The sequence below is a fragment of the Microbulbifer maximicatervae (SeqCode) genome, from assembly GCF_052467325.1.
In genome coordinates this window covers 4,844,060-4,866,799 of the sequence record NZ_CP174310.1, presented here as the reverse complement: position 1 = coordinate 4,866,799, position 22,740 = coordinate 4,844,060, and the positions used below count along the sequence as shown (strand labels likewise).

Annotated in this window: 18 protein-coding genes; 16 read left to right on the top strand and 2 right to left on the bottom strand. The window is 47.6% G+C overall.

All coding sequences use genetic code 11. The features are described 5' to 3' along the window. Positions 1-335: 335 nt before the first annotated feature. The 16 genes from ACJJIE_RS21605 to ACJJIE_RS21530 all read left to right on the top strand — a co-directional run bounded on the left by ACJJIE_RS21605 (position 336) and on the right by ACJJIE_RS21530 (position 18,543). Positions 336-890, top strand: coding sequence for a hypothetical protein (locus ACJJIE_RS21605; RefSeq protein WP_444892936.1), 555 nt, complete (start codon positions 336-338; stop codon positions 888-890). A gap of 58 nt (positions 891-948) precedes the next feature. Continuing rightward, positions 949-1,275: a low molecular weight protein tyrosine phosphatase family protein gene (locus ACJJIE_RS21600; protein ID WP_444892935.1), complete on the top strand. Its 327-nt coding sequence runs from the start codon at positions 949-951 to the stop codon at positions 1,273-1,275. 1,597 nt (positions 1,276-2,872) lie between these two features. After that, positions 2,873-3,286, top strand: coding sequence for an NADH-quinone oxidoreductase subunit A (gene ndhC, locus ACJJIE_RS21595; RefSeq protein WP_282934024.1), 414 nt, complete (start codon positions 2,873-2,875; stop codon positions 3,284-3,286). A gap of 18 nt (positions 3,287-3,304) precedes the next feature. Then, entirely contained in the window at positions 3,305-3,952 is a 648-nt protein-coding gene (locus tag ACJJIE_RS21590) for an NADH-quinone oxidoreductase subunit B (protein ID WP_282934025.1), read from the top strand. A 36-nt stretch (positions 3,953-3,988) separates the two neighbouring features. Then, on the top strand, positions 3,989-5,794 hold the full coding sequence (gene nuoC / locus ACJJIE_RS21585; protein WP_413664590.1) for an NADH-quinone oxidoreductase subunit C/D: 1,806 nt from the start codon (positions 3,989-3,991) through the stop codon (positions 5,792-5,794). Between the two features lie 145 nt (positions 5,795-5,939). After that, positions 5,940-6,506 (top strand): NADH-quinone oxidoreductase subunit NuoE, encoded by a 567-nt coding sequence (nuoE, locus tag ACJJIE_RS21580; RefSeq protein ID WP_444892934.1) that lies wholly within the window; start codon positions 5,940-5,942, stop codon positions 6,504-6,506. Then, positions 6,484-7,758: an NADH-quinone oxidoreductase subunit NuoF gene (gene nuoF, locus ACJJIE_RS21575; RefSeq protein WP_444892933.1), complete on the top strand. Its 1,275-nt coding sequence runs from the start codon at positions 6,484-6,486 to the stop codon at positions 7,756-7,758. The genes nuoE and nuoF overlap by 23 nt, the downstream gene beginning before the upstream one ends. 55 nt (positions 7,759-7,813) lie before the next feature. Beyond that, positions 7,814-10,657, top strand: coding sequence for an NADH-quinone oxidoreductase subunit NuoG (nuoG, locus tag ACJJIE_RS21570; protein WP_444892932.1), 2,844 nt, complete (start codon positions 7,814-7,816; stop codon positions 10,655-10,657). Between the two features lie 2 nt (positions 10,658-10,659). Beyond that, the gene (nuoH, locus tag ACJJIE_RS21565) at positions 10,660-11,616 is read left to right on the top strand and encodes an NADH-quinone oxidoreductase subunit NuoH (protein ID WP_444892931.1); all 957 of its coding nucleotides are present in this window, start codon (positions 10,660-10,662) and stop codon (positions 11,614-11,616) included. 31 nt (positions 11,617-11,647) lie between these two features. Next, a complete protein-coding gene (gene nuoI, locus ACJJIE_RS21560) occupies positions 11,648-12,166 on the top strand; it encodes an NADH-quinone oxidoreductase subunit NuoI (RefSeq protein ID WP_282934031.1) in 519 nt (172 codons plus the stop codon). 37 nt (positions 12,167-12,203) lie between these two features. After that, on the top strand, positions 12,204-12,713 hold the full coding sequence (nuoJ, locus tag ACJJIE_RS21555; RefSeq protein WP_413664586.1) for an NADH-quinone oxidoreductase subunit J: 510 nt from the start codon (positions 12,204-12,206) through the stop codon (positions 12,711-12,713). Positions 12,714-12,717: 4 nt separating this feature from the next. Continuing rightward, the gene (gene nuoK / locus ACJJIE_RS21550) at positions 12,718-13,035 is read left to right on the top strand and encodes an NADH-quinone oxidoreductase subunit NuoK (protein ID WP_444892930.1); all 318 of its coding nucleotides are present in this window, start codon (positions 12,718-12,720) and stop codon (positions 13,033-13,035) included. A gap of 1 nt (position 13,036) precedes the next feature. Further along, the gene (gene nuoL, locus ACJJIE_RS21545; RefSeq protein WP_444892929.1) at positions 13,037-14,875 is read left to right on the top strand and encodes an NADH-quinone oxidoreductase subunit L; all 1,839 of its coding nucleotides are present in this window, start codon (positions 13,037-13,039) and stop codon (positions 14,873-14,875) included. After that, positions 14,872-16,470: an NADH-quinone oxidoreductase subunit M gene (gene nuoM, locus ACJJIE_RS21540; RefSeq protein WP_444892928.1), complete on the top strand. Its 1,599-nt coding sequence runs from the start codon at positions 14,872-14,874 to the stop codon at positions 16,468-16,470. The genes nuoL and nuoM overlap by 4 nt, the downstream gene beginning before the upstream one ends. Beyond that, positions 16,467-18,011: an NADH-quinone oxidoreductase subunit N gene (locus ACJJIE_RS21535; RefSeq protein ID WP_444892927.1), complete on the top strand. Its 1,545-nt coding sequence runs from the start codon at positions 16,467-16,469 to the stop codon at positions 18,009-18,011. Before nuoM ends, ACJJIE_RS21535 begins: the two co-directional genes overlap by 4 nt. Positions 18,012-18,084: 73 nt before the next feature. Continuing rightward, a complete protein-coding gene (locus ACJJIE_RS21530; protein ID WP_444892926.1) occupies positions 18,085-18,543 on the top strand; it encodes a hypothetical protein in 459 nt (152 codons plus the stop codon). 95 nt (positions 18,544-18,638) lie between these two features. On the opposite strand, the gene ACJJIE_RS21525 is transcribed toward ACJJIE_RS21530, so the two are convergent. Next, a complete protein-coding gene (locus tag ACJJIE_RS21525) occupies positions 18,639-21,116 on the bottom strand; it encodes a TonB-dependent receptor plug domain-containing protein (RefSeq protein ID WP_444892925.1) in 2,478 nt (825 codons plus the stop codon). 766 nt (positions 21,117-21,882) lie between these two features. Beyond that, positions 21,883-22,590, bottom strand: coding sequence for an aspartate/glutamate racemase family protein (locus tag ACJJIE_RS21520; protein WP_444892924.1), 708 nt, complete (start codon positions 22,588-22,590; stop codon positions 21,883-21,885). Between the last annotated feature and the right edge of the window lie 150 nt (positions 22,591-22,740).

Below are 22,740 nucleotides of genomic sequence, written 5' to 3'. Positions count from 1 at the left end.
GATCCCTTCTTCACTTGCTTCTTGTCTTGTTTTTCTGCCTCAAAACCAAATCTAACTATGTAGATATGCTTATTGGGTCTCTGACACATCCCTATTTATGTGGCCTAAATGGACCGACAATCAAACAGTATGTGATAATCAGGGCTTTCGATTACCGCTAAATGTGGGCTTCAATTTCCCCATTAACGAATGGTGATTTTTAGTATCATAATCAAACAAGAACAATCTTACAATCATAGTCAGCAAGGCTACCACCCTTCGGCCCCGCCCGGGGCGGCTTATCTTGTGGGCGTTTTCTGCAGTCGCTTTGCTGCGAGATTTAGACAGGAATTAGAATGATCTACAAATTGTCACCTGTATCAAAAGAGGATGGTAATTTTACATGCGCTTGGTTTGATGATGATGAGTATCTATGGCACGATCCTCGCATTGGCATGCCAGGATCACTTCTGTCAGACTGGGATGTTCCCGAGCTTCGCATTTATTCGAAATCAGGGTCGACAAGTGTCTTATTTAACCCAGGCGCTTACGCTGTGTCTGAGCTAGTAAAAGAGAAGATCAATTATATTCCGGGAGTTGAATTTCTCCCGATTTATCTTCAAGGTGAAGGCGTATATTACCTACTTCATGTGACCACTTGTATCGAACTTCCTAAAGGCACTGATCATCGATTAGCAGCAGGGCCTTCAGGCAACATAAGCAATATTTATTCTTTTCCCAGAGGGTGTTCTGTACCTAGTGGTTTTTTTCGTATTTTACATCCTTCAAATTCGGCTGCTGGTAAAGCCGGATTTTATACAGCTGAAATTTACTTATCTGGTGATGAAAGTAGAGTGGTTGAAGTTGCATGCGAAGGATATTTAAAACTTGAGAGCGTGCAAAGTTCCTAACAAGTAGTGGCCCTGATAGAACCCCCTACGCTAAGCATTATGTATCCTAGAGAATATTATGAATTTACTGTTCGTATGTAGTGAAAACAGACTTAGAAGCCCGACAGGTGAAGAGGTTTTCTCAGCCTATCAAGGCATCAATGCCATCGGTGCAGGCACAAATAGTGATGCCGAAACAGTGGTGAGTGGCGACCTAATCGAATGGGCTGACATTGTCTTTGTTATGGAAAAGTCCCACCGGAATAAAGTTTCAAAAAAATTCAAAGACCTCCTAAAAGGCAAGAAACTGATCTGTCTAGACATCCCTGACAATTACGCTCGCATGGACCCGGCATTGGTTCGTCTACTTGAAAGCAGGGCATCCAGACATGTCCGATTTCGGTAACCTCTATAAAAATAAACGGTCCGTAAGACCGGCGATGGGTGCCGAGCCCTGCGGCCTACACATCGTTTCGCCCTGTTTCAGTCGCCCATATACTAAAAATTAAGTTTCCATGAAAAATAGACTGATATTTACGAAAAAGCTTGATGTTAGCAGTGATCCCGAATTTGGCATATGCATAGAGCTTTGTAGCTGAGACCAGCTTGATTACATCGAAGATGTGTTGGCTGAGCACTTCGATATTGAATATGATTTCAAAATAGATAACTCCGAGAAAAACAGATACGCACTGTTTTTTAACGAAAAAGTCGATGAATTTTTTTTGAGAAAAGCGGTATCAGAAATAAACAATTATCATATTTATTCCAACCAGCTCTACACCACGTTATAGTGTGACATTTAACAAGTAAAGACTCTCGACACCAAAAACACCATTTGATTTTACCTGGAGATTTTCAGACTTATACAGATTTGAATCAAGTATGAGCATTCAAAAAAGGCTACAGAAGTTAAATAGCAATCACGACAACCAAAATAGGATAAAGATACACCTTCTAAATTTTTACTTAAAATATATTAAATATAGATTTAATGAAAATCTAGAAAAGGCATAAAAGCAGTCAGAAAAATCAATACAAAACGCACAACTTGGAAACAACTCCACGAACATGGGTGGCTTATAGAAGGAGAGGCATTTTAGTGATAATGGAAATTAAAACTCACCTTAACTTTTGAATTGGGCACACCAATTTCCGATCGATCATTTGTAGAGTGATACGAATTAAGATCCTGCACCAAACCAAAAACTGAAAGATAGTCGGAAACAAGCGATGACTACCACTATCATACGAACAATTTTCATCTTAATTTTGGTTTCCGGGATTATGTTCCTCCTTGGCTTTATAAAAATCCACAACCCAGATGTTAGCTTTGAAAGCTCAGATGGCCGCTGGGGGGACTCTGAAGTTCAGCTCAAGGGGCGAGATTATTCCGTAATAGAAGAAGGGTTCCGTAGGTACAAACTTCAATGTAACGCAAGCGATGTGTACCTTGTTAGAAATACCGAAAAGAATTGGTTAAATGTACTTGCTTGGCCAAACTACCTCTCTCATGAGAAATGGAAAGTCCCATACAGAAACGCAAGTGGAGTACGCTATGATGGCATTATTAGGTGCCAAACAAGCCAATGACATCACACTCTAATTCCACTACTACGAAACCCTAAAAATTCCGATCTGCTTTTGATCAGAGGAATAGTTTAAGAACAATAGGCCCCTCCTTCATCTTCTGAATACTGGCGCACATCTTCATTTATCGAACTGTCGCAAGACATTACATAACCCTACCGAATAAAAAGTATATACATAAGAATTAAACGTTCCTTCGCACCACTGGCGCTATCTCCCGCAACGATTTATAAATCAGACAAGCGAAAAGGATTACCGACAACTAAAAAATTTCGCAGAAAAGCAATAATCGTTTTTCAAATTATCTCTTCTTGCGTGAGAGCACCCTCAAAATCAGAATTCTTGATTTGCCCTTTTACTGCAAGACCAGTGATTGATACGGGCTTCGCCCGCAGAAACATGGGAGAGCGAAGTTGAATTACCCGGATCAGTTCACTCCTCAGATTTGGCCATTGATTGTTTATTGCCTGGCCGTATTTGCCCTAATTACCTTAATGCTCAGCCTTTCCTATTTTCTCGGTCAAAAACGCAGGGACCCGGCTACCGATGAGCCCTACGAGTCGGGTATTGTTTCCCAGGGCAATGCGCGCCTGCGCCTCTCTGTCGCCTATTACCTTGTTGCCATCCTGTTTATCGTCTTCGACCTGGAGGCGATTTACCTGTTTAGCTGGTCCATCGCATTTTATGAAACTGGCCTGCTCGGGTTTATCGAGGCCACCGTATTTATCGTGATACTGCTGGTGGGGCTTATTTATCTGTGGCGCCTGGGTGCACTTGACTGGGGCGGATACCAGAAGAGTTTGGAGAAACGCCAAAAACCCCGATAACAACAATGAGAATTCATAATGCGCTGGAAGCTGAGCAAAGCCGACGACCTGATTGCTACCGAACACGGCAATCCTTCTGAAGAAATAAGCACTCAAGATTTAGAAAAAAATATTCTCCTTACCAAACTCGAAGAGCTGGTTTCCTGGGGCCGTTCAAATTCCCTGTGGCCATTTAACTTCGGGTTGTCCTGTTGCTATGTAGAAATGGCCACCGCCTTCACCAGCCGCCACGACATCTCCCGATTTGGCGCTGAGGTCATCCGAGCAACCCCACGACAAGCGGATTTGATTGTAATTTCAGGGACGGTTTTCCTGAAAATGGCACCAGTGGTACAGCGACTCTACGAGCAAATGATCGAGCCTCGTTGGGTCATCTCCATGGGTTCCTGCGCAAATTCCGGCGGTATGTACGATATCTACAGTGTGGTTCAGGGGGTCGATAAGTTTCTCCCGGTCGATGTTTATGTGCCCGGCTGTCCACCGCGCCCAGAGGCCCTACTGCAGGGATTAACCTTGCTGCAAAAGTCGGTGGCTGCGGAGAGACGAGCCTTCAGCTGGGTTGTCGATGATCAAGGAACTCACAAGGTTCCAAAGCCCAGTCAGCGTGATCTCCATAGGGAGGAACGTATGAAAGCTGACATGCTACGTGCGCCCGACAGTGTTTAGGCTTCATGGAATAAGAAAAAAACAACGGAATAGCCAATGACTGGCGTAATTGCGAAAACTGTCCACACAGCAACTCCCTACAGGAAAGCAGCAGAGGCATTTATTCGGGACCTCGACACCGGATATAAGCTTCACTCGTTCTGGTGGCAGCCACACTGTGATGATATGCCCACACTATGGATCGAGAAACATGCCTTGATCCCTCTTTTGCTCTTTCTCAAGCGGGATATCACCCAGCCATTTGAAATGCTGTATGACCTGAGTGCTATCGACGAACGGCTGCGGGTCAACCGTGGGGAGGGAACCGAAAAACAGCCTTCCAGCGATTTCACCCTGGTATATCAACTACTTTCATTTACCCGCAATTTATTTATCCGTATCAAGGTGGCTCTTCCCGAGAGTGATCTGAGCGCACCGACTATTACTGCCGTTTGGGAGAATGCCAACTGGTATGAACGGGAAGTGTGGGATCTATTCGGTATCGACTTTCCCGGTCATCCCCATTTACAGAGAATCATGATGCCGCTGACCTGGAAGGGGCATCCACTGCGCAAGGATCACCACGCCCGAGCTACCGAAGTCGACCCATTTAGTCTGTCAGAAGAGAAGGAGCGCAAAGAACAAGACGCCCTGCTGTTCCGGCCGGAAGACTGGGGCATGGCCAGGAGTAATGAAGACTCAGAGTTTATGTTCCTCAATCTGGGCCCGAATCACCCCAGTGTGCACGGGGTATTCCGTGTAGCCCTTCAGCTGGATGGTGAACAGATTATCGATGCAGTGCCAGATATCGGTTACCACCATCGCGGTGCAGAGAAGATGGCCGAGCGCCAGGCCTGGCATACCTATGTGCCCTACACCGACCGTATCGATTACCTCGGCGGTGTCATGAACAACCTGCCCTATGTGATGGCACTGGAGCAACTCGCCGGCATTAAGGTCCCTGAACGCGCACAGATGATACGGGTGATGATGTGCGAGTTCTTCCGCATATCCAGCCACCTGGTATTTTTTGGCACCTTTGCCCAGGACGTGGGGCAGATGTCTCCCGTGTTCTATATGTTTATCGATAGGGAAAAACTGTTTGGAATAGTTGAGGCCATTACCGGCGGCAGAATGCACCCGGCATGGTTCCGTATCGGCGGAGTAGCGCAGGACTTACCCCAGGGTTGGGACAAGATGGTGCGGGAATTTCTTGACTATATGCCCGCACGCTTAGCCGATTACGACGGCATGGTAATTAAAAACAAACTCCTGCAACGCCGCACCCGTGGCATTGGTGTCTACGATACGGCGGAGGCGTTTGAGTGGGGGGTTACCGGGCCAGGGCTTCGCGCCACGGGCCTGGATTGGGATCTGCGTAAAAAGCGCCCTTACAGCGGCTATGATCAGTTCGAGTTCGAGATTCCCAGCTACGATGGTGGGGACTGTTTCGACCGCTGCCGGGTCCGGGTGGATGAGATATGGCAGAGCCTGCGGATTATCCGCCAGTGCCTGGAAAATATGCCGGCAGGCCCTTATAAGTCGGACCACCCTTTGACTACCCCTCCGCGAAAGGGGCGCACCATGGAGGATATCGAGACTTTAATTCAGCACTTTGTGAATAACAGCTGGGGACCGGTAATGCCAGCCGGCGAAGTGTGTTATCCCATTGAGGCCACTAAAGGAATCAACAGCTACCAGATCGTTAGTGATGGGGGGACCACCTCATACAGGACCCGAATTCGCACCCCTTCATTCCCACACCTGCAAATGATTCCGTTAATGTCCAACGGACTGTTGATTGCTGACCTTATTGCCATTATTGCCAGCATCGACTTCGTCATGGCGGATGTGGACAGATAACAATAAAAAACTACGGCAGGCACAGGGCCGTACAGCAGCGGAGTAGAAAAGTGCACGGAAATATACCCAGCGTTTCAGCCATCGCACACACAGATGGCAGCAGCGCCTCAACGAAACCTCCGCAAGTTCTATCTCGGGGGCGACTATGTCCAGCTTACTAGAACCGGAATTGATTGAAGTAATGGAGCAAGGCAATAGCAATTCAGCAGACACCCTGGCGACCTTAACAGTACAAGAAAAAGAGGAAATTGATCAGGAAGCCACCCACTACCACGAAAAAACTTCAGTGGGGCTCGAGGCGTTGCGGATTGTACAGAAACATCGCGGCTGGATTTCCGATGAGAGCCTCCAGGCAATTTCCAATTATCTGGATATTCCCGTTGCAGAACTTGAGAGTGTCGCCACCTACTTCCAGTTGATTTTCCGCCAACCAGTAGGCAAGGAAGTGATCTACCTGTGCAAAAGCTCCAGCTGCTGGATTATGGGTTGCGATAATTTGCAGAAAAAAATATCTGAGCGCTTAAATATCCAGCCTGGAGAGACCTCCGAAGATGGGATTTTCACCCTGCTGGAAACGCCTTGCCTGGGAGATTGTGACAAAGCCCCAGTCCTTATGCTCGGCGAGGAGATGCACCGCCATTTGGATGAGAAAGGTATTGATGAATTAATCGATAAGAAGAAAAAATACCATGCTGATAAATCCACTGACTAAAAATATTTCCAGTGAAAATATTGCCGCCACTATTGAGCAATATGTGGAAAACGACGGCTACCAGGGCTGGCGCAAAGCCATCACCATGGTACCGGACGATATTATCAACGAAGTAAAAGATGCAGGCCTGCGCGGACGCGGTGGAGCGGGGTTTAACACTGGGCTGAAGTGGAGTTTTGTACCTAGGGGTGAAGATTCGCCCAAGCAAAAGTACGTTGTCTGTAACGCCGATGAAATGGAGCCCGGCGCCTTCAAAGACCGATTGCTAATGGAGCGAGACCCTCACCTCCTTCTTGAGGGAATGGCGATAGCCGCCTATGCCATTGGCGCCTCTCACGCCTATATTTTTATTCGTGGTGAATACCACCTGGCTGCAAACCGGCTCGAACAGGCAATCGATGAAGCCAAGCAGCAGGGCATGATTGGCGAAAATATTTTCGACAGTGGCTTTAATCTGGAGATCTGTCTGCACCGCAGCGCCGGTAACTATATCTGTGGTGAAGAAACCGCACTGCTAAACGCCCTTGAAGGCAAGCGGGCCATTCCCCGCGCCAAGCCCCCCTTTCCACAGGTCAGCGGGCTTTGGGGCAAACCCACTGTCGTTAACAATGTAGAGACCTTGTGCAACCTCCCCCATTTAATTAGCCACGGCGTGGAGTGGTACAAAAACCTTAGCCGGGGTGACGATGCGGGAAGCAAAATATTTGGTGTTAGCGGCAAGGTTAATAATCCAGGAGCTTGGGAACTCCCGATGGGGACGCCCATTCGCGAAATTATTGAACAACATGCCGGTGGCATGAAAGATGGCCTGCAACTGAAGGGCATTCTTCCCGGTGGAGGATCGACCGACTTCCTCGGCCCGGACCACCTCGATCTTCCCATGGATTACGACGTTATCGGCAAGGCCGGCAGCCGTATGGGGACCGGCACGATCACCGTGCTCGACGATAAAACCTGCCCCGTTGGCTTGGTACTGAACTTGACCCAGTTCTTTGCGCGGGAATCCTGTGGCTGGTGCACCCCCTGCCGGGACGGCTTGCCCTGGGCCGTCAAAATTCTGGAGAGAATAGAGTCTGGCCAGGGGACTAAAGAAGACTTGGAACTCCTCAGGGAACAGTGTGAGCGTATTGGCCCCGGCAATACCTTTTGCGCCCTGGCTCCCGGCGCTGCAGAGCCTATACAAAGCGCGTTAAAACTCTTTGAACAGGATTTTATCGACCATATTGAAGGCGGTTGTTGCCCCTACCAATAAATTAGCGCGACAACCCTGCCCCTGAAAGCATTAATAAAAAGAAAATGGATTTCAAATGCCAACCATCACAATAGACGGTAATAAATACCAGGTTGATGGAGATCAAAACCTGCTCACTGCCTGCCTGTCCCTGGGTTTGAATGTCCCCTATTTTTGCTGGCACCCCGCCATGGGTTCTGTTGGCGCCTGCCGCCAATGTGCGGTTATCGAGCATAAGGACAGCGAAGATCAACGGGGCCGGTTGATTATGAGCTGTATGACGCCGATAAAAGACGGCGGTATTTACAGTGTCAGTTCGGAAGCTGCGAAAGATTTTCGCGGTTCTGTGATAGAAGACTTGATGACCAACCACCCTCATGATTGTCCGGTTTGTGAGGAGGGCGGCGAGTGCCACTTACAGGATATGACTGAAATGTCCGGTCATACCATGCGCCGCTATCAGGGTACCAAGCGCACCCACCGAAACCAGTATCTCGGCCCCTTTATCAATCACGAAATGAATCGCTGTATTACCTGCTATCGATGTGTCAGGTTCTATCACGACTATGCCGGTGGCGAGGATTTACAAGCACTGGGCCGCAATCACCAGGTCTTTTTTGGCCGCAATACTGAGGGCATGCTGGAAAATGGTTTTAGTGGGAACCTTGTCGAAGTGTGCCCCACCGGAGTATTTACCGATAAGACCTTCAGCCAGCACTTTGTCCGAAAATGGGATTTGCAAACAGCTGCCTCAGTCTGTGAACACTGCGCCGTGGGTTGCAACACCGCGCCAGGAGCGAGGGAATCCGGCAACAACCAAGACCCGATGTTGCGCCGTGTGGTTAACTTATATCACCACGATATCAACGGCTATTTTCTCTGTGACCGGGGGCGCTTTGGATACGAATATGTCAACAGTAAGAGCCGGATAACCCAGGTACTTTCTGCGCGCAAAGATGATGTGATCAGCTCTACAGCAGAAACTGATGAACGTCTGCACAAAGAGGTTTCCCCCAAGGATGCAGTATTCTCACTTTCAGAAAAACTCGCATCAGCACAGAGAGATGAGCACCGCTTGATCGGCATTGGTTCACCCAGGGCATCATTGGAAAATAACTTCGCCCTATTAAAGTTTGTAGGGCGGGATAACTTCTTCTCTGGCCTCAACCAGCGGGATATGCAGCTACTACACCTTGTAGACAGAATTCAGAGCGATGCCAATATCCACAGCCCGACCATCCCTGAGATAGAAAATTCAGATGTTGTATTGATACTCGGGGAAGATATCTACAACACAGCCCCCAGGGTTGCCCTGGCAGTTCGCCAAGCAGCACGGAGCCGCCAAAAAGAACAAGCTGAATCATTAAGAATACCCTTGTGGCAGGATGCTTCTGTTCGACAATTAGAGGGTGAACCCAGCCCGATTATTTTTATCGGCACTGAACTCAATCAGATCTCAGATATTACCTGTAAAGCGATCTATACCCTGCCGGAACAGGCTGCCCAAATCAGCCAGGCAATTGCCAATAATATTCTGGAGGTTAAAAGCAACAAAACTTCACTGAGTGCAGAGAATCTGGAGGAAGCTGAAAGAATCTCTGCAATATTAACTGCGGCCAAGAACCCAGTGATCATCTCTGGAACCAGTAGCAAGAATATCCAACTAACCCACAGCGCAGCAAAAATCGCCTGTGCACTGGCGGAAAAAAATGGCAAACCCACGTCTCTATACTTGTGTTGTGAAGAGGCTAATAGCTTGGGAGTTATTCAGCTGTTTGAGCCCGAAACCGGTTCCCTTGAGCATCTGATCACTGAACTCAAGAATGACAAAACCAATATCGATAAAACCCTAGTGATTCTGGAGAATGACCTCTCCTTAAGAATCGCGAGTGAAGAGTTAAACAGTCTGTTTGCCAGCGTCGACCATATCATTCTGCTGGACACCCTGCTCAATGAAACCGCCAAACATGCCGACTTAATCTTTCCTGTATCCGCAACGGCCGAATCCCAAGGGACATTTGTTAACAATACTGGTTTGGCACAGCGATTTTATGCGGTCTATGAAGGCACTGGCTATATCCAGGAGAGCTGGCGCTGGCTGGTAGATGCCGCTGGTTTTTGCACAGAACACTCCGAGAGTATCGACACTATTATCAATTGGAATCACTGCCCGGATATCACCGATTCCCTGGCAGAAAGTGTTGCTTCACTCAAGGTCATCAAAGATTTAGGGCCGGATGAAAATTTCCGGATTGAAGGGCTGAAGGTTGCTCGGCAAACCGCTCGCTACAGTGGGCGCACGGCTATTCACGCAGAGGAACATGTCTCAGAGGAGCCCCCACACCAAGACCCCGATGCTCCTATGAGCTTTAGCATGGAAGGCGTGCACAATCCAAACCGGTCACCGCTGCAAGCCAATATCTGGTCTCCCGGATGGAACTCCAACCAATCAATTTTCAAGTTTCAGCAGGAAGTGGGTGGCGAACGCCGTGGTGGTGCCTCGGGTAAATATATCCAGCGGCGAGAGCAAGCACTATCGGAGTGGTCCTTGCCCACAGCCTCCGATGGCGATACAGATAGCGATAACCACAGTCTAGCGACACTGCCGATTTACCGAATGTTTGGTTCGGAAGAGCTCAGTAACCGCGCAATGGCCATCGCTACAGTGATCGATAAGCCATTCTTTACTTTAAATCGCGGTGATGCCGAAAGTGCCAACCTCAACCAGGGAGATACAGTGGCGTTAGACACCAATAGCGGTGTTTTCCGGGGCAGTGTGGTTATCTCCGATAGCCAACCTTCGGGCAGCCTGGGTGTGCCCTATGGTCTTCCAGGGCTTGAAACTCTTGCCCCCGTATTACCTGGGGGCGCCAATCTGTTGCCAGTGGAAGAAAGCTCCGCAATCGGGCAAGAGGACTAATTATGAGCACAAATATCTGGATCATATTGCTCAATATTTTCGGCGTATTGATAGTTACCGTGCTGCTAGCAGCCATTTTAACTTGGGGCGAGCGCCGCCTATTGGGTTTTTGGCAAGATCGTCCGGGCCCTAACCGGGTCGGAAAATTTGGCACCCTGCAAGTTATTGCAGATATGATCAAGCTGTTCTTTAAGGAAGACTTCACTCCGAAATTTGCAGATATTCCCGTATTTGTACTGGCACCCACTGTAGTTATGGCAACCATGTTGATTGCCTTTGCCGTAGTGCCCGTATCGCCCAATATTGGGGTCACCGACCTGAATATCGGTTTACTGTTTGTGCTGGCTATGAGTTCTATTGCGGTCTATAGCGTAATTCTTGGGGGATATGCATCAAATAATAAATATGCTCTGCTCGGTGGGCTAAGGGCTGCCGCTCAAACCGTGTCCTATGAAGTATTTATGGGTTTGAGCCTGATGGGCGTTGTTATGCTCTCAGGCAGTTTCAATCTGCGCGAGATTGTTAATGCCCAGGCAGATGGTTGGTTTATCATCCCTCAATTCCTGGGTTTTATTGTTTTCTTTATTGCCGGTATTGCCGAGAGCCGCAGAACTCCATTTGATCTTCCGGAAGCTGAGCACGAACTGACAGCGGGATTCCATACCGAATACTCCGGTATGAAGTTCGGCATGTTCTTTGTGGGTGAATATCTGGCAGTGATTCTAATTTCAGCGCTAATCACCACCCTGTTTCTCGGTGGATGGCACGGCCCCCTACTGCCCCCATTTATCTGGTTTTGCCTGAAGACTGCCATTCTGGTTGGTGTGTTTATTCTTTTAAGGGCGGCGATTCCACGCCCCCGCTATGACCAATTAATGAAATTCGGCTGGAAGGTCATGCTACCTCTGGCCCTGATCAATCTACTGGCTACCGCAGCGGTACTTTTGTGGACTGCCTAGAAAATTAAAATAAGCGTGCGAGGCCAAAGAAATGATTTCAAGCCAGATTCGCAGCATGTGGTTGGTATTTAAACACCTGTTCCGGAAGAACGTTACCGTACAATACCCTGACCAAAAGCCCTACCTGGCACCCAGATATCGTGGCAGGATCGTGCTCACCCGAGATCCCAACGGTGACGAGCGCTGCGTTGCCTGTAATCTCTGCGCCGTTGCCTGCCCTCCTGATTGTATTTCACTGCAAAAAACAGAAGATCCAGACGGCCGCTGGCGCCCCGAATATTTTCGTATCAATTTTTCCCGCTGCATTATGTGCGGGCTTTGTGAAGATGCCTGCCCAACCTATGCCATCCAGCTAACACCTGACTTTGAGATGTGCGAGTACGACCGGCAAAACATGGTGTACGAAAAGGAAGATCTTCTAATCAGTGGTCCCGGTAAGTATCACGATTACAGTTTTTATCAAATTGCAGGAAAGGCCATCTCAGGTAAGGACAAGGGCGAAGCTCAAAATGAGGCCGAGCCCATTAATGTAAAAAGCCTAAATCTCTGATTTCAATAGGGCTGATAACTAAAAAGAGGTTTTCCCAGTGAATTACATTTTCTACTTAACCGCTGCGGTTGCCATTGTCTCAACCGCCATGGTTATTTTTCACAAGAACGCGGTCCACGCGCTACTTTATCTTGTCACTTCACTTTTGTCGGTTGCCGTTATTTTCTACCAGTTTGGCGCTCCCCTGGCAGCAGCTTTGGAAGTTATTATTTATGCCGGCGCCATCATGGTATTGATTATTTTTGTCATCATGATGCTCAATCAGGGAGACGCTTCAGTTGCACAGGAGCAAGCCTGGTTACAACCCCACACCTGGATTGGCCCAGCCCTTCTATCAGCCATTTTGTTAATCCAGCTACTTCTGCTGGTTAGTAGCGGGCAAATTCCTTCAGAGCAAACCTATCACTATATCGGGCCCAAACAGGTCGGTATTGCACTTTTTAGCCATTACGTTCTCGCTGTCGAACTGGCTTCAATGCTGCTTTTGGCGGGGCTTGTTGGAGCTTTTCACCTCGCCCGACACAGAAGAACAGTTAAACCGGAGTGAAGCTATGCCTATCGAATCTGCACCTGGTTTGGAGGCTGGCGTGCTGTTGGCCTCCATTCTGTTTTGCTTGGGGTTAGCCGGATTACTCATCCGAAGAAATATTATTTTTATGCTGATGTGTATTGAAATTTGCACCAATGCCGCAGCATTAATGTTTGTTGTCGCCGGCGCACACTGGGGCAATGCTGATGGGCAGGTGATGTTTGTTTTTGTTGTCACCCTGGCCGCTGCCGAAGTAGCCATTGCACTGGCGCTGGTCTTGCAATTCTATTATCGCAAACACACGGTCGATATTGACCAGCTCAATGGATTGAGGGGTTAATATGAACGGATCACTAGCCTGGATACCATTGCTTCCCTTTCTTGGTTTCCTGACCCTCATCAGTATTCCACTGTTTACACAAAAGGAACCCTCACAAAAGTTAGTAAGCCTGATTGGTGTGGGCAGTGTGGGAATCGCAGCGATTCTGGTTTTTAACCTCGCACTCTCCACCTTTCTGGGCAACCCGGAATCGGTCGTTACACTGTCAGTTTGGCAGTGGATGCGGGTATTAGACCTCCAGCTAGGCTTCACCTTTCATGTGGACTGGCTAACCCTGGTAATGCTGATGATCATTACCGGAGTGGGCTTCCTTATCCACTTATACTCAGCCGGATATATGCGTGAAGATCCGGATTTCCGCCGCTACTTTTCCTACCTGAATCTATTTGTCTCTGCCATGTTAATTCTTGTAATGGCGGACAACCTGGTACTTCTCTATCTGGGATGGGAAGGCGTTGGTCTTTGTTCCTACTTGCTCATTGGCTTTTGGTATAAGGACCCTGCAAACGGCGCGGCGGCACAGAAGGCATTTATCGTCACCCGCGTCGGCGATACCGCCATGGCGATCGGCTTGTTCCTGTTGTTCTTTGAGTTCTCAACACTAAATATACCGGAGCTCATCACAGCGGCAGGGAATCCCGAGGTCAACACTCAAATTGTCACCATCGCTATGCTGCTGTTACTGGGTGGCGCTGTGGGTAAGTCAGCACAGATTCCACTCCAGACCTGGCTTCCCGATGCGATGGCGGGCCCCACTCCCGTCAGCGCCCTTATCCACGCTGCCACCATGGTGACGGCCGGGGTCTACTTGATCGCCCGCATGCACCCGCTTTACCAGCTGTCTGGAACCGCCATGACGGCTGTGGCCATTGTCGGCGCTCTGACTCTATTAATCTCCGGATTCAGTGCTATCGCACAAAGTGATATCAAACGGGTCCTGGCCTATTCAACCATCTCCCAGATTGGATATATGTTCCTGGCCCTGGGTGTCGGTGCCTGGTCAGGAGCCATCTTCCATTTGATGACCCACGCCTTCTTCAAGGCTCTGCTCTTCCTCTCCGCAGGGTCAGTAATCCTGAGCGTACATCACGAGCAGAATATCTTTGCCATGGGCGGCCTCTATCGCAAAATCCCCTTTACCTTTATCTGCTTTACCATCGGTTGCGCCTGCCTGGCAGCGCTCCCATTTACGTCCGGCTTCTACAGCAAAGATCATATTTTGCTCAGCGCTTATGAATATCATCAAGGAGTAAACCTGCTTTGGCTTGCCGGTCTATTGGGAGCACTGGTCACAGGGATTTATAGCTTCCGGGTTCTGTTTCTTGCATTTCTGGGCAGTGAGGGCAGCGCCTCCTCACACTGTAAAGACGCCAATAACACGGTGATGATGCTTCCCTTGGGCCTCCTCGCTGTGCTTGCTCTATTTGGTGGAATTCTCGCTCCACCTCTACAGGGAGTCTTTGGCACCCCAACCGATGAACACCACTCCTGGGTCATTGAAGCCATTGCCATTGCTATGCCGCTGATCGGCCTGTTTATCGCTTGGAAAATGTTCCTGTTCGAGAAGAAAGTTGGGGAGCAGCGCTCTCCACTAATGCAGTTTTGGTTTAAGGGATGGGGTTTTGACTGGGTCTATGACCGGGTCTTTGTAAGACCTTTTAAATTTATCACCGCCCTTAACCACAAAGATATTATCGACAGCATCTACAAGGGTACCGCTTCGCTGAGTGCACATTTAAATAACGCCCTCAGCTCTTCACAAAACGGCCAAATACGTTGGTACCTGGCCACCTTTGTAGCCGGATCAATTTTATTCCTAGCCCTGTTGGTGGCTCTATGACATTACTGGCAATAATTATAATTTTATTTGTTGGGGGAATATTAGCCTGGCTGGCAGAGAAACATCTCTATGAGGGTGGACGCTTAATCAGCCTGGTTTCCCTGATTATCGCATCCCTACTCTTGATCAGCTATTTCCCCCAGGCAGAGTCCACAGCTGTTACAGGTGGCAGTCAGTGGTGGGATAGCCTTTTGGTATCCTGGATACCCAGGTTTGGGATCAGCTTCCATCTGGCGATTGATGGACTCAGCTTTCTTATGCTGCTACTGACAATGGGGATGGGGATCTTTGGGTTAGTAATGACCTGGAATGATGTCACCTTCCGACGCGGCTTCTTTTATTTTAACTACCTGTGGACACTGGCCGGTATTGTCGGTGTGTTTACCGCTATCGACCTGTTTTTATTCTTTTTCTTCTGGGAAGTCATGCTGATTCCCATGCTGCTGTTGATTGCAGTTTGGGGCTATGAGGGCAGAGTCTACGCTGCGATAAAGTTCTTTATTTTCACCCAGGCAAGCAGCTTGTTAATGCTGATTGCCATCGTTGCCTTGGCATTTATCCACTATCGGAATAGCGGGCAACTGACCTTTAACTATATGGATTTGTTGGGTGCTCAACTGTCTGCAACAGCAGCTTATTGGCTAATGCTCGGATTTTTTATTGCCTTTATCGTCAAGTTGCCAGCGCTGCCCTTCCATACCTGGCTACCTGACGCCCATACCCAGGCCCCTACTGCCGGCAGTATTTTGCTGGCGGCGATTCTGTTGAAGACAGGAGCCTATGGTTTACTACGTTTTACACTGCCCTTATTCCCGGAGAGTTCACAAGCTTTTGCACCGGTTGCAATGACCATTGGAGCCATCAGTGTGGTCTACGGCGCATCGCTGGCATTCGCTCAGAAGGATATGAAAAGACTTGTGGCCTATTCCAGTGTGAGCCATATGGGATTTGTTCTATTGGGGCTCTATGCGCTGAATACTATCGCCCTGCAGGGCGCAGTGATGCAAATGATCGCCCACGGCTTGAGTACCGCTGCACTCTTCGCATTAGTAGGCGCACTACAGCATCGTCTCCATACTCGGGATATGAGCCAGCTCGGCGGTGTCTGGTCTCTTCTGCCAAAGCTGTCCGCCGTTGCACTCTTCTTTGCCATCGCCTCTCTGGGACTGCCTGGGCTGGGTAATTTTGTTGCCGAATTCCTGGTACTTGTTGGTAGCTTTAAAGCTAATCACTGGTTAACAGTTATTGCAGCAATTGGGCTTATTGGAGCAGCGCTCTATGCACTATTGATGATGCAGCGTGTCTTCTTCGGCAAGTTTAATGACAAATTGAAGCCCGCTACAGAGGGGAAAACTGTCAGTGATCTAAGCCTCAGGGAGATATCCGCGCTTCTTTCACTGGCGGTGCTTCTCGTGATCTTCGGGCTCCGCCCCCAGCCTATCTTTGATATCGCCGAGCCTACGATTGCCAAATCAATGCAAAAATTTCAGCCCCCCGAAAATGAAGAAGTCGTCATAGAAAAGACAGGGCCGGAAACTTCAACAAGCTTATCCTCTCCTACTGCTAAAAGCGCTAATACAGGTACATCTCTATGAGTGCCCAAGAACTATTTTCTATCCTACCGCTTTTACTGATTAGTGCCGGTATTGTAATTTTGCTGCTCCAAGTATCCTTCTGGAGAAATCATGCGGGCGCTCTGGTTACAACTCTTATCACTTTGATAGCCGCTATCATTGCCTGTTTCTGGGTTGGAGCCACCCTATCGGTCAATAACGGGTCCATTCAAGTGACTGCCCTACTCTCGATTGACTACAACTCATTGTTCTTCTGTCTGCTGATATTAGTTACCGCCATAGCCGTCAGCGTTATGGGGTACAACTATTTAAAACTTCGGTGTGACCTGAATAGAAATCCGGATAGCTATCCAGAAGAGTTTTATATACTACATTTACTTGCCATTTTGGGAGCAAGCACCCTGGTATTTGCCAGCCACTTTGCCACTTTCTTCCTCGGTATAGAATTAATTAGCCTCGCACTGTATCCACTGTTGGGATTTGCGGTTACTGGCAATTTATCCTCAAGTAAAGATCAAGTAAATTCCCTGGAATCTGCCTTTAAATACTTAATCCTTTCAGCACTTTCTACCGCTCTCGGTCTATTCGGTATTGCATTAATTTATGCGGCGTCTGGGGCATTGGACTTTGGCAGTATCGCTGCACGTATACAGGATCTTTCTCAGACTTCTGCTCTTTTTGCAACCGGCGCTACTCTGCTGGTCATTTCTGTTGCTTTCAAGTTATCACTGGTTCCATTTCATATCTGGACACCCGATGTATTCCAGGGCGCACCTACGCCTACGACGGCGTTGATCGCCACAGTGGGAAAAACAGCCGTAATTGCCTTTCTGTTGAGATTCTTTAATACCTTAAACCTCTATCAGAGCCCTATTCTTATTGACTTACTGACAATCGCCGCCATAGCTAGCATGTTGATAGGAAATTTATTGGCCCTGATGCAAAACAATATCAAAAGGCTGCTGGCCTACTCCTCAATCGGCCATATAGGCTATTTAATTGTGGCGTTTATCATCGGCAATAGCGCGTTTGGTACAGAGGCGGTTATTTATTACATGGTCGCTTATGTCATTACTACACTAGGAGCCTTTGCAATTGTTGGCCTGATAGCTGATTCAGTGGAGGCCGCCCAACTAACCAATGGAACAAATGTCAGTGACGTGACCGACAGTGCAGATGATCCCTATCACAGGGACTTTTACCGGGGATTACTCTGGCGTAGTCCATGGCTGGCGAGCTGTCTTGCTCTAATGCTGTTATCTCTGGCTGGAATTCCCTTAACTATTGGGTTTATTGGGAAGTTTTACGTCTTTACCGCAGGTGTTGAAGGAAAAATGTGGGCTCTTCTCGCAGGTGTGGTTATTGGTAGTGCGTTGGGCCTCTTCTATTATCTTCGTCTTCTACTTACGATGGTACAAAGAGATGCCATTGACACCAGCAGTAACAGCGAAACGTTACAAATTACCACCTCAGGGCAGTTTTTAATCTCAACTCTCGCCGCTGCCCTGGTTTTTTTCGGAATATTTCCACAGGTCCTTATTAACTGGATAAATGCTATATAAAGTAGAGAGCGAGTGCTGATGTAATAATATTTTAAAGCCCAGGCAATAGCCTGGTCATCAGAGGGTACTTACTATGAAGACTTTCAAACAAGCATTTGAAGTCATCAAGGATGCTGAGAGATTTCACCTGGAAATGGCAGCGGTATACGAGACCTTGCTGGACAAATCAGAGGACTACCGAACCCAATTGCTATTAAAACACATGCTTGAGCATGAGCAGAGAATGGCAAAGAACCTACAGAACTACAGTGATGTAGCGCAAAATAAGGTTATGAAGACATGGCTGCAATACACCCATGAAGAAAGTGCCAATGAATTTATTCGCCGCCTCAATCTGAGTGATCCACCGACAATTCGTGAAATTAATAATATGGGACGAGAGGTAGACCGCTATTTCTCAGAACTCTATCAGGCGGTGTATGGAGCAATTGAGTCGATGGAGGTGAAAGAGGTGTTTGAAGACCTGAAACAAATACAAGATAAGGAAAGAATTACCTTATCTATGGCCACAAATTCACTGTGGGATATGTAAGAAATCCCGCTACTTTTAGCGTGACTAGCTCTGTAATCGGCTAACCCGGTATTAAGAAATACCAGGTTAGCCAGCTACAAAGCAACTAGAACTACTTAAAACTCATACTGCGCTCTTACGTAGTACAGAGCTCCATTAAATCCCATAGGTGCCGTTTCTGGATATTCCGCTCCAGCAACACCGGACCAGGGGTTTTTATCCGGGTAGTTGTTGAATACGTTTTCCGCACCTGCGATCAAGGTCATGGAATCATTGAAGTCATAAGCAGCCTCAATATCCACTGTCCATTCATCACCGGCATCAATAGGCAAGCTGTAATCATCCAAATGTGCTTCCCAGTAGCTACCGTAGTAGTTGAGTCGCACTAGGCCGCGCCAGCTATCACCGCTATGGGTGACAGATGCATTACCACGCACCTCTGGTAGTCCGTCCTCCAGCTGCCTGATACGCATTTCATCCATGGTATCCGTACTGAAATCGGTAACTTCTGTTTCCGTCCAGTTGAAAGCCAGGTTGAAATCTGTTGCATCACCGAGTGGGTAAGTCGCCACTAAGTCAACACCCTGGGTTTGGGTATCGAAGTCATTGGTGTAGAAACGGAAATATTCCAAGGAATCAGCACCACTGATGCCATCCTGAACCAGCTGATCGCGCTCTTCATCAGTCAGTTCCTGGTTAGCAGATTGAGTGATTCGATCTGTTACCTCAATGAGGAAGTAATCCAGGGTAATATCCCAATCACCTGCGGCAATAATTGTACCGAAAGTAAAGCTCTGAGACTCCTCTGGCTGCAGCTGCTCACCGCCTTTCAATACGGCAATGGGGTTAGTTGGAGGAATGGTTCCCCGATTAGCCAATGCACCATTGGTATAGGCGGTAGTGACATTGGTAATGTTGGATTGGCCCGGTGTCGGGGCACGGAAACCGGTGCTCAGCGTAGAGCGCAGGGCAATCACATCGTTGATTGTATAGTGGGCTGACAATTTGAAATTGGAAGTGTCGCCGAAATCAGAGAAATCTTCCCAACGCAGTGCCGCACCTAACCGAAGAGCTTCGACGACTTCGAGTTCGAAGTCGGTGTAAAGCGCAATATTATCCCGGTCAAAAGTACCTACAACCTCTGGACCAAAACCAGAGAACCCATTCGAACCAATCAAGAAACCCTGCTCTGCCAGATCGCCGACTTGCCAGGAGGCTGTATCACCCTGTTTAACTTCAAACTCTTCCTCACGCCATTCAAAGCCCGTGGCCATGAACAGTGGCATTCCGGCAAGTTCAATGCTCTTAGTCAAATCTATATTGAAATTGGTTTCTTCCTGTACATAACCGCCAGGGCTAAATCTGGTCGGGCTGTCAGGCCCGAGCGTAGCGTTAACGGTGTTGTAGATTAGGAAGTCTACTTCGTTGTGACCGGTACTGGCACTTACGTCGTAGCCAATGCCATTTGCAAATTCACCACGAACACCAAATACCGCTGAGTAGTCCTCTAGCTCACCGCCAAAGCGCGGAGTAAATCCGCCAGGGAACATTTCGGTGTATGAGAAGCACTCATCACTAGACTGTGCTTCCTCATGGGTCATGCCAATACAATCATAGATACCATTGCTAGCATCCAGATCACCAATTAAGGGCTCATCATCAAGCGCATAAACGCCGGGACGAGTTTCCGGGTTCCGGAAGTAAAAGCCCCCATCTGTTTCGCGGCTGGCATAGTTACCAAAGGCATACAGCTCAGCAGTATCATTTAGCTCTATGGCACTGTTAACAAAGAACTTGGTGTCGTCATTAACTTCTGGCTGGCCCCAGATCTGCGCAGGATTGGCAACATAGGTATTGCCATCGGCGATCAACTGGGCTGCATCATCCCGCTGCACACTGCGGCTGGTAGAATCCTGCTCACGATACTCAAGGCTGACATTCACAAAACCAGAGTCTGTCAGAGGCAGGCCAAAATTCGCCGCTATCGTACTCTGATCACCATCACCTTCAGCGGTAGTTGCATACTTGGCTTCAACCGTGCCGCCCTCAGCTGCATCCTTTAACTGAAAGTTGATAACGCCGGCAATCGCATCGGAGCCATATTGGGCTGCGGCACCGTCACGCAGGACCTCAACCTGTTTCAGAGCAATCGCCGGAATTGCAGAGATATCTGGCCCCTGGGCACCATCTGAAACACCACTTCCGAGGAAGGAAATGACGGCAGCGCGATGGCGACGCTTACCATTTACCAGAACCAGTGTGCTATCGGGTGGCAGTCCACGCAGGTTTGCAGGGCGAACGATTGAGGCAGCATCAGAAATTGGCTTTGCATTAACGTTGTAGGATGGAACAACGTTTCTAAGCAGGTTACTGAGATCTCCATCACCCTGGTTTACAAATTCTTCTCCGGTCACGATATCGATGGGAGCAGAGGAATCTGTAGCGGAGCGCCCTTCAACACGGGTACCGATTGTTATCACTTCCTCAAGGAGTGCATCTTCAGCAAAAGTGGGACTGCTTAATGCAGCAATCGAAGCTGCCAGCAGAGAGGGAGCGCCACAGGCCGTAAGCCAGCGCTTCTTTTTTTCATTCATAGGAGAAATACCCTGTTTTAGTTATCTCTTATTTTCTTCCGAGCCAAATCAACCAGCTTTCACTTAAACCAATTTGTGCGTTACAGCAAAAATAAATTGGCTAATTAAGGTAGTGCTCCAGGAGATCAATAAAAATTTTTTACGCACTTGAAAGCTCGCTTATGCAGAGGGAGGTTACCACCAATACATTCACTGCAAGAAGTGTGACAACCAGAGAAAATGCCAGAAAAACTACAATTTGCAAGAGCAAAAAAGGCAATTTAAAAATTAAGAACGACTAAAAATGTAGATACTGACAAAACTGCCAAAAATAAAATAAATCTAATTAAATAATTAAATTAAATTCTATTACAAGAGGAAGCAAAATAGAGCGCACATACACAAGAAGGGTATATCCCAAATAATAACTTCTACAGAGGACAAATGAAACTTATTTGATGACTTGAGGTGAAAAAATAACCTTAGCCTACCGTAATAAACATGATAAATATCATTTCCACAAACAAATACTGTGAAGATATTTTATCTTGTCAGCTCTAACTCACAGACAAACGTCCACAGAAAACCCACTTAACAAAAGAGATTAATACTAAAAAACTAATGAATATGGGACAAGCAAGCCTAACAAGAGTGGATTTGTGTTATAAAAAAACCACCCACTGATACACTTCGAAGCTAGTAGAGTTGCTTTAATGGATGTCACAGTGGAGCATCAGTCTAACTTTTGGTTGACAAAGATATCTCTAAGTAAACCTAGCAACACTATTCAACAATCAAGTGCGAACTTTATTGCGGCTTGAGCGTGAATCTCTGTGGAGTTCATCAGGTGAGTAGAGGTATCCTCTTGCGAAAGCAACATGCAAATCTCTGTACACCCTAGGATCACACCTTCGGCACCTCGATTGGATAGCAAATCCACAATGCGAATAAATTCCATTTTTGAACTATTAAGGACTCTCCCCTTACAGAGCTCTTCGTAAATAACCTGGTGGACTATCTCTCTATCGCTGGGCTCCGGAATCAAAACCTCAATCCCATACTTTTCCTGCATATAGCCACGATAGAAATCTTGCTCCATAGTAAAAGCTGTCGCCAACAAGCCGACGGTCTTTATCCCTCTGTTCTTAAGTGCTTCAGCTGTAGCATCACCAATATGTAAAAAAGGTACATCAAGAGTCTCGATAATATCTCCAGCTACTTTATGCATAGTATTAGTGCACAATAAAATGCCCTCAGCACCAGCTTTTTCCAGGCATATTGCCGCCTCAACCAATAGCTTACTTGCCTGAGCCCAATCACCCTCCATTTGTAACCGTGCAATTTTTTCAAAATCGACGCTATAAAGTAGAATTTCGGCCGAGTGCAGCCCTCCTAACCTTTGAGCAATTCCTTCATTAATCAGGCGATAATAAATTGCTGTACTCTCCCAACTCATTCCACCCAAAAGGCCAACCTTCTTCATCTTTGAGCTCATCTAATATCCCTTAATACATGTTGCGAATACTAACATGAGAGAGTCGAAAGACTGATTGTAAATTGAGGGCATTCAGGAATAGCAACAACTTAATTAAAAGTACCAATTTATATAAAATCGGTACTCATTTATAAATTGCATACGGACGTG